At 67.0% G+C, this 11,025-nt stretch carries 10 protein-coding genes, 1 tRNA gene and 1 pseudogene; 5 read left to right on the top strand and 7 right to left on the bottom strand.

The window, feature by feature from the left end; genetic code table 11:
* Positions 1-92 (top strand): annotated as a pseudogene (locus FB600_RS27195) (IS5/IS1182 family transposase); the annotation flags it as partial.
* Positions 93-406: 314 nt separating this feature from the next.
* On the opposite strand, the gene FB600_RS27190 reads toward FB600_RS27195, so the two are convergent.
* The 6 genes from FB600_RS27190 to cysS all read right to left on the bottom strand — a co-directional run bounded on the left by FB600_RS27190 (position 407) and on the right by cysS (position 7,153).
* A tRNA-Ser gene (locus tag FB600_RS27190) sits at positions 407-500 on the bottom strand.
* Between the two features lie 172 nt (positions 501-672).
* A complete protein-coding gene (locus FB600_RS27185; protein ID WP_047837298.1) occupies positions 673-1,923 on the bottom strand; it encodes an aspartate kinase in 1,251 nt (416 codons plus the stop codon).
* A 334-nt stretch (positions 1,924-2,257) separates the two neighbouring features.
* Positions 2,258-3,691, bottom strand: coding sequence for a tRNA lysidine(34) synthetase TilS (tilS, locus tag FB600_RS27175; RefSeq protein WP_145757690.1), 1,434 nt, complete (start codon positions 3,689-3,691; stop codon positions 2,258-2,260).
* A gap of 34 nt (positions 3,692-3,725) precedes the next feature.
* Entirely contained in the window at positions 3,726-4,697 is a 972-nt protein-coding gene (locus tag FB600_RS27170) for an acetyl-CoA carboxylase carboxyltransferase subunit alpha (protein WP_013698595.1), read from the bottom strand.
* 105 nt (positions 4,698-4,802) lie between these two features.
* Positions 4,803-5,711: a DNA-3-methyladenine glycosylase family protein gene (locus tag FB600_RS27165; RefSeq protein ID WP_105819802.1), complete on the bottom strand. Its 909-nt coding sequence runs from the start codon at positions 5,709-5,711 to the stop codon at positions 4,803-4,805.
* Between the two features lie 47 nt (positions 5,712-5,758).
* Entirely contained in the window at positions 5,759-7,153 is a 1,395-nt protein-coding gene (gene cysS / locus FB600_RS27160) for a cysteine--tRNA ligase (protein ID WP_096748575.1), read from the bottom strand.
* Positions 7,154-7,383: 230 nt separating this feature from the next.
* Between cysS and FB600_RS27155 the strand changes: the two genes are divergently transcribed.
* The 4 genes from FB600_RS27155 to FB600_RS27140 all read left to right on the top strand — a co-directional run bounded on the left by FB600_RS27155 (position 7,384) and on the right by FB600_RS27140 (position 10,142).
* On the top strand, positions 7,384-8,121 hold the full coding sequence (locus FB600_RS27155) for a tetratricopeptide repeat protein (RefSeq protein WP_145757689.1): 738 nt from the start codon (positions 7,384-7,386) through the stop codon (positions 8,119-8,121).
* Between the two features lie 41 nt (positions 8,122-8,162).
* On the top strand, positions 8,163-8,738 hold the full coding sequence (locus FB600_RS27150; protein ID WP_013698599.1) for a peptidylprolyl isomerase: 576 nt from the start codon (positions 8,163-8,165) through the stop codon (positions 8,736-8,738).
* Between the two features lie 86 nt (positions 8,739-8,824).
* Positions 8,825-9,316, top strand: coding sequence for a peptidylprolyl isomerase (locus FB600_RS27145; protein ID WP_013698600.1), 492 nt, complete (start codon positions 8,825-8,827; stop codon positions 9,314-9,316).
* A gap of 22 nt (positions 9,317-9,338) precedes the next feature.
* A complete protein-coding gene (locus FB600_RS27140; protein WP_145757688.1) occupies positions 9,339-10,142 on the top strand; it encodes a UDP-2,3-diacylglucosamine diphosphatase in 804 nt (267 codons plus the stop codon).
* Between the two features lie 61 nt (positions 10,143-10,203).
* Here FB600_RS27140 and cysE read toward each other — a convergent pair whose 3' ends face one another.
* On the bottom strand, positions 10,204-10,974 hold the full coding sequence (gene cysE, locus FB600_RS27135; RefSeq protein ID WP_098181784.1) for a serine O-acetyltransferase: 771 nt from the start codon (positions 10,972-10,974) through the stop codon (positions 10,204-10,206).
* Positions 10,975-11,025: the final 51 nt, after the last annotated feature.

Here is an 11,025-nt window from a genome sequence, read left to right as displayed (position 1 = left end):
AGCGGCGGGCTGACATTCACGAAGCATTCCTGAAACTCGGTTGCTCGCTTGTCTGTTGGAACATCTTCAGGCACATCGAGCAGTCTTTTTGAACTGGCCTCTAAATGATCTGCGCTAGGTTTGCGCCCGGAAAACCCAAGCGGATCATCTCCGCATTGGCATTGCAGAACGACCAAAACTCTAACAGTGGTCCGAGTGGAAGTTTGACGTGACCTTGCAAGTCGCTGCCCGAAAATGATCTCTCTTTTCGCCGAAGTCTACGAGAAGGTCGAAGAACGCATGCTAGCTCTACGATGCGCCCCGAACAACGGCTATCAAGCACGTTGCTACTGATGCGCTGGCTGATGCGCTGGAAAAGAAAAAGCCCCGCAAGTCCGAAAACTTGCGGGGCTTTGTCACCGCCTATTGGCGGAGACGGAGGGATTCGAACCCTCGATCCAGGTTTTGGCCCAGATGCTCCCTTAGCAGGGGAGTGCCTTCGACCTCTCGGCCACGTCTCCCAAACTTTCGCTCGCGCCAGGGAGGCAGCGCGACGAGAACGAAATTCTATCTGCTCATTGGGCCCAGGTCAAATGTTTCGGCACGCTTTTTTTGCCGAAACCACAACCCGCTTCCCAAGAGCCGCGCGGCCGAAAACGGCCGCGCGCTCGAATCCGCGAAAAACCCGCGAACTCAGGCCTGGTCCAGCTCGAACGCCTTGTGCAGCGCGCGCACGGCCAGCTCCATGTACTTCTCGTCGATCAGCACCGAGATCTTGATTTCGGAGGTCGAGATCATCTGGATGTTGATGCCCTCTTCCGACAGCGTGCGGAACGCCGTGCTCGCCACGCCCACGTGCGAACGCATGCCCACGCCCACCACCGAGACCTTCGAGACCTTCGGGTCGCCCAGCACCTGCTCGGCGTTGACATGGCCCTTGACCTGGTTGGTCAGGATGTCCATCGCCTTCTGGTAGTCGCCGCGGCCGACCGTGAACGTGAAGTCGGTCTTGCCGGCCACGCTCTGGTTCTGGATGATCATGTCGACGTCGATGTTCGCGTCGGCCACCGGGCCGAGGATCTGGTAGGCGATACCCGGCTTGTCGGGCACACCCATCACCACGATGCGGGCTTCGTCGCGCTGAAATGCGATGCCGGAAATGACTGCCTTTTCCATGGTCTCGTCTTCTTCAAAAGTAATCAGGGTGCCCGACTTCATCTCTTCGTCGAGCGCAATCAGGGGATCGGTCAGGCTCGACAGCACGCGCGTCTTCACGCGGTACTTGCCGGCGAATTCGACCGAGCGGATCTGCAGCACCTTCGAGCCGAGGCTGGCCATTTCCAGCATCTCCTCGAAGGTCACGCGGTCGAGCCGGCGGGCGCCGTCGACCACGCGCGGATCGGTCGTGTACACGCCGTCGACGTCGGTATAGATCAGGCACTCCTCGGCACCCAGCGCCGCCGCGACCGCGACCGCCGAGGTGTCCGAGCCGCCGCGGCCCAGCGTGGTGATGTTGCCTTCCGGATCGACGCCCTGGAAGCCGGTGATCATCACCACCTTGCCCGCCGCGAGATCCTTCTTGACGCGCGCATCGTCGATCGACTGGATGCGTGCCTTGGTGAATGCGCTGTCGGTCTTGATGGGCACTTGCCAGCCCGCGTAGCTGACGGCCGGGACGCCGATTTCCTGCAGCGCGATCGCCAGCAGGCCGACGCTGACCTGCTCGCCGGTCGAGGCAATCATGTCGAGTTCGCGCGGATCGGGCTGGCTCGAGATTTCCTTCGCGAGACCCAGCAGGCGGTTCGTTTCGCCGGACATCGCCGAGGGCACGACCACCAGTTGGTGACCGGCCCGATGCCATTTCGCGACGCGTTTCGCGACGTTCTTGATGCGCTCGACCGAGCCCATCGAGGTGCCGCCGTATTTATGTACGATGAGTGCCATTGTCGTTCAGAACAGGAGATTGACCGCGCGGGCGCACTGCGCCGGAAGCCGCGCTGCCGTTCGGTCTCGCGGCTTTTGGCAGGGGGACGACGGGAAAAACGGCGGGAACAGTACGCTGGCGTGGCGGATTTGCCCGGTCGGCGGATCAGGCCGCGCAAACCGGGTACGTCACGCGGAAAACCTGCACAAAATGCTCGAAAAATCGAGCCGAGCAAACGCTTGAGCGTACTCTATCGAGGTCCGCTTGACAAGCGAGCCGCAATGATCCGACACCTTTAAAAAACGGGCGCCGCTGCAAATCGGCATTTTTGTTATCGCCTCGGCCCCATTTAATTCAGGTCATCAGCAAATCGGGGCGCCACTCGATCTGGCGGCGCGCGCCGCCATCCTGCCCGGCCTCGGCGCCGGCCGCCTCGGGCGCGCGATTCAGGCCGATGCGCGGCACGAACAGCAGCACCGTGCCGACATGCAGCAGCGGCACGTCGCGCTGCCAGGCGGGCACGCCGCGCTCCTGGAACAGGTTCTTGAGCGTGCGCGAGGGGCCGCCGGCGGACATCCGCAGGCGTTCGCCGCCGCTGCGCGCGAGCACCATCAACGGCGCCTGCGCGAGCGTGGCCTCGGCCACGCTGTTCTCCACCTGCCCCGCCTCGGCCGTCACCGGCCGGAACACGAAGCTGCCGCGCCAGGCCGGCAGGTGCCAGACCTCCTGGCCGCTCCAGTCGAGCCGCGCCACGGGGCGCTCGGGCGAGGTGCCGTCGTCGGGCGGATCGGCACTGTCGCCGGCCTCCCAATACACCTCGTCGCGATACAGCCTCAGGCACTGTCCCGCATGATCGATCCGCAGCGCATGCGACACCTGCGTCGCGCGCAACTGCTTGATCATCTCGGCCAGGCGCGCGGCCGATGCGCCGGGCAGGCCGAGTGTGCGCATCCAGTGGCGCAGCAGGTTGGCGCCGCGCTCGTCGTCCAGCGCGAGCAGGCGCTCGCGCGACAACGCGCGGCCCTCGTCCCGGGCGATCTCGGCGAGATCGCCGGCAGCCAGCGCGTCGAGCAGCCGTTGCGCGGCCGCCGCATGCTGGGCGGTACGCGCGAGCGCGTCGCGAAAACCGGGGAAATGCACCGACAGCGCCGGCAGCACCTCGATACGCAGCGCATTGCGCGTATAGCGCGTGTCGGCATTGGATTCGTCGTCGATCCAGCGCAGCCGGCGCGCCTCGGCATAACGCTCGAGCTGGGCGCGCAGCAGATGCAGCAGCGGGCGCACGCGCACCATGCTCGCCTCGGCGGGCAGGTAGCGCGGCGCCATCGCGGCGATGCCGGCCAGGCCCGCGCCGCGCAGCAACTGCAGCAGCACCGTCTCGGCCTGGTCGTCGGCATGCTGGGCCAGCCACAGCGCCTGCGCGCCATGCCGCTCGCCCATCGCGTCGAGCGCGCGGTAGCGCACCTCGCGCGCGCTGGCCTCGACGCCGAGCCCGGTGCCACGCGGCACCTCGACGCGCTCGACATCGAAACGCACGCCGAGCGCAGCCGCGGCCGCCTCGGCATGCGCGAGCCACGCATCGGCGTTCGGGCTCAGGCCGTGATGGACATGCAGCGCCACGCAGCGCTCGGCGCCGGCGACGCGCGCGGCGGCTTCGAGCAGCACCGAGGAATCGAGCCCGCCGCTGTAGGCGATCGCGATCGTCGCGTGCTCGGGCAGTTCGCCCAAAGCAACGCGGACCGCGTCGAGTACGACGCGGTCCGCGTTGAGGTCATTCGGAGGAATCATCGGCATCACGCGCGAGGCACGTGGAAGACGGGGCTCAGATGCCCGGCGTGGTTTCCTTGTACTTGCCGTAGGCAAGCAGGCGTTCCAGGCGACGCTCGCGCAGCGCATCGATGCTCATGCCCTGGAACTGGCGCAGCGTATCGGCCAGCGCACGGCGCAGCAGCGCGGCCATGCCCTTCGGATCGCGATGCGCGCCGCCCAGCGGCTCGTTGACGATCTTGTCGATCAGGCCCAGCGCCTTCAGGCGGTGAGCGGTCAGGCCCAGCGCCTCGGCGGCCTCGGGCGCCTTGGCCGCGCTCTTCCAGAGGATCGAGGCGCAGCCTTCCGGCGAGATCACCGAGTAGGTCGAGAATTGCAGCATCAGCACGGTATCGGCCACCGCGATCGCCAGCGCGCCGCCCGAGCCGCCCTCGCCGATGATGGTGGTGATGATCGGCGTCTTCAGCTCGGCCATCACGTACAGGTTGCGGCCGATCGCCTCCGACTGGCCGCGCTCCTCGGCGCCGATGCCGGGATACGCGCCCGGCGTATCGACGAAGGTGAAGATCGGCAGGCCGAACTTCTCGGCCAGGCGCATCAGGCGCTCGGCCTTGCGATAGCCTTCCGGACGCGGCATGCCGAAGTTGCGCGCCGCGCGCTCCTTGGTGTCGCGCCCCTTCTGGTGGCCGATCACCATGCAGGGATTGCCGCTGAAGCGGGCCAGGCCGCCGATGATCGACTGGTCGTCGGCAAAGGCGCGGTCGCCATGCAGTTCGTGGAAATCGGTGAACAGCTCGCTCACGTAATCGAGCGTGTAGGGACGCTGCGGATGGCGCGCGATCTGCGAGACCTGCCACGGCGAGAGGTTCGCGTAGAGGTCCTTGGTCAGTTGCTGGCTCTTCTTCGACAGCCGCTCGATCTCTTCCGAAATATCGACGGCCGAATCGTCCTGCACGAATCGCAGTTCCTCGATCTTGCCTTCCAGTTCGGCGATCGGCTGTTCGAAATCCAGAAACGTGGTCTTCATGTATGGGAGTCCTAGGTCGTGCGGCAGCGCGTATTCTAACCGCGCTGGTTCGCATCAAAATCGACTCGAAACTATCGAGTCGATTTAATCAATAGCAAAAACGGATCAAGTGTCACCGGATTCCGGGTCAAGGCTGCGCCACATGTACCAGGTTGCGACAGTACGCCACGGTTCCCAGTTGGCTGCGACCTCGCGCGCCTCGCTGCGCGTGACGGGTTCACCGCTGAAGTAGTTGACGCTGATCGCGCGGATCAGGCCGGGGTCGTCGAGCGGCAGCACGTCGGGCCGCGACAGGTTGAAGATCAGGAACATCTCGGCGGTCCAGCGGCCGATGCCGCGGATCTGCGTGAGCTCGGCGATCACGTCCTCGTCTTCCATCGAGGTCCATTTGTCGACGTGCAAGGCGCCCGAAACAAAATGCTGGGCCAGGTCGATGATGTATTCCGACTTGCGCTTGGACAGGCCGCAGGCCGCGAGCTTCTCCAGGCCGAGGCGGATCACCTGCTGCGGCGCGAGCTTCGGGCAGGCGGCTTCGATCGCCGCCCACACGGCCTGCGCCGAGCTCACCGAGATCTGCTGGCCGACCACCGAGCGCGCCAGCGTGACGAAGGGATCGCCGCGCTTGACCAGATGCGCCGGGCCGAATTTCGGAATCAGCTTCTTGAGGATGCGATCGCGCTTGACGAGATCGGCGCTGGCCTTGTCCCAGTACGGGGGGCGCACCACTTCCTCGGCCTCGGCGGACGGCTCCGGCAAGGCCGCCTCATTCGCACGGGCCTTGCGCGCGGCGCCGTCGACGAACTCGGCCGCGAGTTCGCGTTCCGCGCTCTCGGCACGCGCCGGTTTCGCCGCGCCGCGCGCGGCCGGCGAATGCGCCACGCCGTTGACGGCGCCCGCGCGCGGGTCGGTCGCGCGCTTGGCGGCGACCTTCCCGGCCGGCGCGCGGCCGGTGGCCGGCGAGCGTGTCGCCGCGCGAACCGCGCCCTTTGCCGGCACTTTCCTGCCCGTTGCCATCTTGCCTCCTGCCTGACGAGTCGATCAGCGGAACGGACGACGCGCGATCAAACGCGACGCCATTCGGTCAACCCGCCCGGTTTGTCTTCGAGCGCGACACCGGCCGCGAGCAAGTCTGCCCGGATCCGGTCTGCTTCGGCATAGTTCTTGGCCTGCTTGGCGGCCACGCGCTCGGCGATGCGTGCTTCGATCGCCTCGCCGTCGAGCGCGTCGGCGCCGGCGCCCGTGGCCTGCTGCAGGAAGGCGCGCGCATCGCGGCCGAGCAGGCCCAGCAACGCGCCGAGCTGCCTGAACTGCCGCGCCAGCGCGGCATCGCGGGTGCGATTCACCTCGCCGGCCAGTTCGAACAGCACCGACACGGCCAGGGCCGTATTGAAATCGTCGTTCATCGCGGCGGCGAAACGCTGCGCGTGCGGCTCGTCGGGATCGAGCGGCGCGCCGTCGGGCGTGACGTCCTTGAGCGCCGTATACAAACGCGTGAGCGCGGCGCGCGCATCGTCGAGATGCACTTCGCTGTAGTTCAGCGGCGAACGATAGTGGGTACGCGCGATGAAGAAGCGCACCACCTCGGCGTCGTACTTCTCCAGCACTTCGCGGATCGTGAAGAAGTTGCCAAGCGATTTCGACATCTTCTCGCTGTCGACCTGCACGAAGCCGTTGTGCATCCAGGTGTTGACGAAGGTCTCGCCGGTCGCGCCCTCGCTCTGGGCGATCTCGTTCTCGTGATGCGGGAACTGCAGGTCCTGCCCGCCGCCGTGGATGTCGAAATGATTGCCGAGCAGCGTGCAGCCCATCGCCGAGCACTCGATGTGCCAGCCCGGGCGGCCGCGCCCGTACTTCGAATCCCAGCTGGTGTCGGCCGGCTCCCCGGGCTTCGCGCGCTTCCACAGCACGAAATCGAGCGGATCCTGCTTGGCGTCGTTGGCCGCGACGCGCTCGCCGGCGCGCAGGTCGTCGAGCGACTTGCCCGACAGGCGGCCGTAGTTCGCGAACTTGCGCACCGCGTAATTGACGTCGCCGTCCTTGGCCTGGTAGGCGTAACCGTTTGCCTCGAGGGCCGCGATCATGCCGAGCATCTGCGGGATGTAGTGCGTGGCGCGCGGCTCGTGGTCGGGCCGCTCGACGCCGAGCGCGTCCAGGTCCTCGTGCATCGCCGCGATGAAGCGGGAGGTCAGCTCGCCGATGGTCTCGCCGTTCTCCACCGCGCGACGGATGATCTTGTCGTCGATGTCGGTGATGTTGCGCACGTAGGTCACGCGATAGCCGAGCTGGCGCAACCAGCGCTGCACGATGTCGAACACCACCATCATCCGCGCATGGCCGATGTGGCAGTAGTCGTAAACCGTGATGCCGCACACGTACATGCGCACTTCGCCGGGCTGACGCGGCACGAAGACTTGCTTGTCACGCGCGAGCGTGTTGTAGATGCGCAGTGATTCCATAGAGAACAAACGAGAGCCGATGAGTGCCGCCCTGGCGAAGGGCGCCTGCGTGTGAATCCGCTCGGAGCACCCGCCGCTGCCCGGCACGACGCACCGTCGACATGGAGGCGTCGGTCGGACGACGGGCGAAGCGGTAACGGCCGCGAGAGGCAAAAGACAGTCCGCGGCTCGCCGGAACGCGCGGACGATTTGCTAGAATGGCTCGGAGTATAACATTGCGATTTGAGCCTATGAAATCTTCCCGCGGCCGCGCGACGAGCGCTGCGACCCTCCTTGCGACCACCGTCCTGGGCGTCGCGCTGGCGCTCCCGGCCTGGGCGCAGAAGGCCCCCGCCACCGCCGACGGCACCCCGGAGATCGACGCCTCGATCACCAGCCGCAACTGGTCGGCAGCCCTCTCGCAGCTCGATGCGCGGATCGCCGCGAACCCGCGCGACGTGCAGGCGCAGTTCAAGCGCGGCACCGTGCTGGCCCGGCTCAATCGCGACGACGACGCGATCGCGCAGTTCCTCGCGCTGACCCAGGCCTACCCCGAACTCCCCGAGCCGTACAACAACCTCGCCGCGCTCTATGCCAAGCATGGCCGTTACGACGACGCGCGCGCGGCGCTGGTCACGGCCACCCAGGCGAACCCCGACTACGGCCTCGCCTACGAGAACCTCGGCGACCTGTACCTGCGCCTCGCCTCCGAATCCTACAAGCGCGCGCGCTCGCTGGGCCGCACGAGCGGCGCGAGCGCGCAGCGCCTGGCCGACATCGAGCGGATCATCGCGCCGCCGGCCGCCGCGCAACAGGCAGCGCAGGCCAAGGCCGACAAGCCCGCCGCCGCGAGCCGGGCCGAGGGCGTCTCGGCCGATGCCACCTCGAACCTGTCGATCATCACGCCGCCTCAGCAGTCGAACTTCGAGTTCAACGGCGGCGGCGGCGCGACGCTGGCCACCCCGCCCTACGTCGCGCCCTCGCACTGAGGCGGCCGGGCCGTCATTTTTTCATCAACCAGAGGATCGTCATGAAACGTCTGTTGTTGGCGCTCGGCAGCGCCGCCCTCGTCGCGACCGCGCCGGCCCATGCGCAAACGGCCGCCGCGCATCCCGTCGTGCAGTTCAAGACCACGCAGGGCGACATCCGTGTCGAGCTCTACCCGGAGAAGGCGCCGAAGACGGTGGCGAACTTCCTCGACTACGTGAAGGCCGGCCAGTACAACGGCACGATCTTCCATCGCGTGATCCCGGGCTTCATGATCCAGGGCGGCGGCTACAAGGCGAACTTCGACGAGAAGCCGACGCGCGCGCCGATTCCCCTGGAAAGCCGCAACGGCCTGAAGAACCTGACGGGCACCATCGCGATGGCGCGCACCAGCGATCCGAATTCGGCCACCGCCCAGTTCTTCATCAATACCGTCGATAATTCCAACCTCGACTACCCGAACCCGGACGGCAACGGCTACGCCGTGTTCGGCAAGGTGGTCTCGGGCCTGGATGTCGTGAAGAAGATCGAGGCGACCCCGACCACCTCGCGCGGCTCGATGCGCGACGTGCCCGAAAAGACGATCACGATCGAATCGGCGAGCGTCGTCGGCAAATAATCCGGCGCGCCACAAGCGCCCCTCACGCGGCCGCGTCGTCACGACCGGCCGCGTGCCATTTCACCCACCTCAACGAAGGAACCATCATGGTTGAACTGCATACGAACCACGGCGTGATCAAGCTCGAACTCGACGCCGCCAAGGCACCGAAGTCGGTGGAGAATTTCCTGAACTACGTGAAGGCCGGCCACTACGACAACACGGTGTTCCACCGCGTCATCAACGGCTTCATGATCCAGGGCGGCGGCTTCGAGCCGGGCATGAAGCAGAAGCCGACCGAGGCACCGATCGACAACGAGGCCAACAACGGCCTGAAGAACGACACCTACACGGTGGCGATGGCACGCACCAATGATCCGCACTCGGCCACCGCGCAGTTCTTCATCAACGTCAACGACAATGACTTCCTGAACCACTCGTCGCCGACGCCGCAAGGCTGGGGCTACGCCGTGTTCGGCAAGGTGGTCGAAGGCCAGGACGTGGTCGACGCGATCAAGAAGGTCAAGACCGGCAGCAAGGGCTTCCACCAGGACGTGCCGGCCGACGACGTGATCATCGAAAAGGCCGTGGTGGTCTGACGCCGTCGAGGGAGGCACTTCGATGCTGCAGGAAACACCGCCGCGAAGCGTCTCCGGGGGCGTGCCGGGCGAGCAGGGTCTCGCGCATGCGGCACGCCCGTTTCTGTTCATCTCCGACCTGCACCTGAGCGAGGCGATCCCGCGCACCGTCGCCGCGTTCGAGCATTTCGTGCGCGTCACGGCCGACAGCGCCGACTCGGTGTTCATCCTCGGGGACCTGTTCGAATACTGGGTCGGCGACGACATCCTCGACGACGACCCGTTCGCGCAGCGCATCGCCGCGCTGCTGCACAGCTTCTCGGAGCGCGGCATCGCGCTCTATGTGATGCACGGCAATCGCGACTTCCTGCTCGGCCGGCGCTTCATGAAGGCCGCGGGCGCGATGCTGGTGCCGGACCCGTCGGTGGTGCTCGCCTTCGGCCGGCGCATCGTGCTCACGCACGGCGACGCGCAGTGCACGGCCGATCGCGGCTACCAGTGGTTCCGCGGCTTCGCGCGCAATCGCCTGGCGCAGTGGCTGTTCCTCGCGCGCTCGCTGCGCTGGCGGCGCGGCCTGGCCGAGCGCATGCGCGCCAGGAGCGAGGCGGGCCGCGACCGGCCGATGCTGCCGCGCTACGACGTCACGCGCGAGGGCATCGCCGAGCTGTTCGAGCGCAGCAGCGCCGACACCATGATCCACGGCCATACCCATCGCCCCGCGCGGCACATCGAGCCCGAGGGCACGCGCTGGGTGCTGCCCGACTGGGATCTCGACCATGGCAGGCCGCGCGGCGGCTACCTGCGCATCGACGCCGAGGGCGTCGCGGCGCTGCCGCTGGAGCACTGAAACGACAAGGGCGGCCTCTCGGCCGCCCTTTTCCATTGGCGATTCCTTTCGCGATCCGGGCTCAGCCCGTGTGCTCGACCGCGCGCCCTTCCAGCGCGGCCGACAGGCGGCGCAGGTCCAGCCGGCCATCGGCCTGGAGCGCCTCGAAGCGCTCGCCGAGCCGCTCCAGCGCGGCGACGATCTCGTCGACGCGCTGCGATTCCTTGGCCGCATGATCGATCAGGCCGTGGATCGCCAGCGACATCGGATCGTCGGCGTTCGGCGTGATGCCGTAGGCGCAGAACGCGGCGCGCTCGGGCGCGGCGGGCCGGCTCTCGGCCGGCAGCACCACGCGCGCGGGATTGCCGACCGCCGTGCCGCCCGCCGGCACCGGCTTGACCACCACCGCATTCGAGCCGATCTTGGCGCCCTCGCCGATCGTGAAGCCGCCCAGCACCTTGGCGCCCGCGCCGACGATCACGCCGCGCTCGAGCGTGGGATGCCGCTTCGCGCCGCGCGTGAGCGAGGTGCCGCCGAGCGTCACGCCCTGGTAGATGGTGCAGTCGTCGCCGACCACGGCGGTCTCGCCGATCACCACGCCCATGCCGTGATCGATGAACACGCGCCGGCCCAACGTCGCGCCGGGATGGATCTCGATGCCGGTCATGAAGCGCCCGACCTGCGAGACGAAGCGCCCCGCCCAGCGCTGGCCGCGTCGCCAGAAGGCGTGCGCGAGCCGATGGAAGATCAGTGCATGGATGCCCGGATAACAGGTGAGCACTTCCCAGGCGCTGCGAGCGGCGGGATCACGCTCGCGGATCGTCGCGATGTCTTCTCGAAGTCTCGTGAACATGGTGTGTCGGTGACCGGGGAGGAATGTTCTTGCCGCCTGCCGCGCGGCGCT

Source organism: Burkholderia sp. SJZ089, assembly GCF_007828315.1.
GTDB lineage: Bacteria > Pseudomonadota > Gammaproteobacteria > Burkholderiales > Burkholderiaceae > Burkholderia > Burkholderia gladioli.
The sequence above is the reverse complement of the archived record's forward strand: the minus strand, read 5'-3'. Positions and strand labels throughout refer to the sequence as shown.